Source organism: Flavobacterium sp., assembly GCF_049240005.1.
In the GTDB taxonomy this organism is placed as follows: domain Bacteria; phylum Bacteroidota; class Bacteroidia; order Flavobacteriales; family Flavobacteriaceae; genus Flavobacterium.
In genome coordinates this window covers 1-2094 of record NZ_JBMLTK010000054.1, presented here as the reverse complement: position 1 = coordinate 2094, position 2094 = coordinate 1, and the positions used below count along the sequence as shown (strand labels likewise).

Sequence of the window (2094 nt, the reverse complement as noted above, 5' to 3'; positions counted from 1 at the left end):
TTGCCCACTTTTTTCGAAATCAGTTGTCCGAGTTCGTCGTAGGTGTTGTTGGAAAGAAATTTTCCACGCTATTTCTTCTTTTTTGTAGCTATTCCCGCCTTCCGCAGTAGTCCTCGTAAAAAAAAGTGTGTTCATGGGGTACAACCGGCTTCTGTGGTCGCCGTTTTTAACCCAATTCACACAACCTTTTTGTACTCCGGGCTGCCGCTACAGTCGGGGCTAGGCGTGAGTGCTAGTAAAACGTGTTTTCGAGCTTTCGCACGAATTGTAAATCAGCGCGATTGGGGTAAGTTTATCTGTTTAAGTTTTAGATTCCAATTTTTTAAATCTACATTTTAAAAAAATAAGAAACAGAATTACCAAACAGAATAGAATTCCAAAAATTAATTTCATTCGATGGTTTTCAACGAAAAAGAACAATTTGCGTACATCAATTTGATAATAAATTAAAATTGAACCAATAATTACTATGGCTTTTTCAAATTTGGTTAAAAGAGTCAACTTGTAGTACTTGAAGTAAAGAATTGGAATTCCAATAAATAAAGGCATTACTGTGGACAAGGCAATTTTACGCGGAACACTATAGCTCACTTCTTTCAATGTGCCACTGTAAAAAGATTCGTCTGTATAAAAAAAGTAAAGCAAAATCATAAACTTTGATAGTTCCAGAACTATCAAGTAAATTAAAACTGAGAACAAAATTTGGTTTATTCTGATTTTCATGATATTATTTTTTGTAATCCCTAAGTTTTTCCACGCTATTCTGATAATTTTGATTGTTCTCAGCATTTATCTCAATATTTTTCTTTATCCGATCGACGGCATAATTTAAGAAATCGCTAGACGCATCTCCAATCGATTTTTGTTCTTTAACTGGACTGGTTTTTGTTGTTTGACCTTTACTAACATTTACTTTTCCGTCGATAATCACAACTTCTGAAGTAGTAACCGAGTCCGTCGTAGTGGTCGAAACTGACTCAGGCAAGTTGTTGCTTGAAATACTACCTGACTCGGTAACAGTTTGTTTATACTCTGTAACTGTTTTAGCCTCTTTCGCTGATTTAACTATATTTCCGTCTGCATCTTTATATACGGTAGCAGTATTTATTGAAGTAACAGTGACAGTATTGCTTATCTGATTCAAATCCGAAACAGCTGTTGCGCCTATCGCGTTAGAGAATTTTTCAAGCCCAGACATAGGTTCGTAGATCGATGTAGATTTTCCAACTACCTTTTCAGAATAACGAACTCCTGATTTAGTAACTCCGGTATCGTTGCGAAGTACACGATTATCACTTGGAAAGGGTTTTCCTTCATCTGGCCACATCCCATCCGGATCAATGAAATAAACAGGATTATCCATTGCATAATTATACGGCGACCATCTTCTTCCTTGTTCCGCCAGCGGATCTACATTCATCCACCTACCAATCGCGGCATCATAATTCCTCGCACCATAATCGTAAAAGTTCAACCCCAACTCATCCTGCCACTCTTTGCCGTTGTACTTATACTGCCACTCCCGTCTTTCCGTGGGCTGTATCACGTATAAATCGCCGTTGGGTTCTTTTACCCGCTCAAAACGCTCACTGGCGTAGTTTTCGTGCCTGAGGCCAAAGGGGTAGTAATGGTTGTCTTCTAAGATTTTCGGAACTCCCGGACCGTGCTCAGTGTAACTCATGCGCACGTTTCCGAGGTGGTCGGTGTAGTTGTACACGTAGAAGAATTTGGTAGGTGTCGCAAACTCCACGTAGCCTTCAGAGGTTGGAAAAAAGATCAATGCCTCATTTTTGTACTGAAAGCCGTCCAAGTATTCGGTGGTTGTAGTAGTATTGTTTGCAGGATCATCCACCTCTTTGCGCAGTTTAACGCCCAGCGCATCGTAAGTGTACCGAATGCGACCGCTGTTGTTTTGAAAGTTAATTACCGTGGGTAAGTTCAAGTGGTTGTAGTCGATATCTTCGATACGTTTGTTGGCATCGCTGGTCATGTTTCCATACACATCGTAACCGTAATCGGGATTGCCGTTGTTTACATTATCTCGAAAGCCGTTTAACGAATTACTCATGTCTTGCACCGCCAGCAGTTGGTTGC

1 protein-coding gene is annotated in these 2094 nt (G+C 39.9%); it reads right to left on the bottom strand.

Translation table 11 applies throughout. The features are described 5' to 3' along the window. Positions 1-727: 727 nt before the first annotated feature. Positions 728-2094: RHS repeat domain-containing protein (locus ACOVQQ_RS05570; protein WP_421817318.1), on the bottom strand; the 1367-nt coding region annotated here is incomplete at its 5' end.